Below are 433 nucleotides of genomic sequence, written 5' to 3' on the forward strand. Positions count from 1 at the left end.
CGGTTTCTGGGGAGTTGGAAGTATCATCAATGGTCTTGGTGACTTTGGTGAAGAAAAAGGGTTTTGTTACCTCAAAAACGGTGAGCTTATCAAGGTGCCGATGCGAAAAGCGGGCAATAAGGTCAGCTTTCCTCAACCGATTGGTGAGGTGTCAACCATGCTGCTTTATGCTGAAGAAATAATGCGTCTGGCTCGCCACTATAGCATTGCTAATGCCCGGGTATTTGGCGCAAACATTGGCCCCAGAGCAACCTTTATTTGCATTATCGCTAAAATTTTACGGCTGTATAAATCGCCCCGCTTAATTGACTGGGCGGCAAAATGGCTGGTGGGTGCTTCGCAAAGGGATATGCGTAAACTGGCGCCAGCCTACGGTGTGCAGACCGATATTACCTATGACTGCGGCACTTTGGTAAGGGGAAAGCTGGCAATG

1 protein-coding gene is annotated in these 433 nt (G+C 48.5%); it reads left to right on the forward strand.

Going from position 1 to position 433, the window contains the following annotated elements:
- On the forward strand, positions 1-433 hold a 433-nt coding region (locus MK185_17690; protein ID MCH2042463.1), incomplete at both ends, for a hypothetical protein.

Source organism: Saccharospirillaceae bacterium (assembly GCA_022448365.1).
GTDB lineage: Bacteria > Pseudomonadota > Gammaproteobacteria > Pseudomonadales > Oceanobacteraceae > Bacterioplanoides.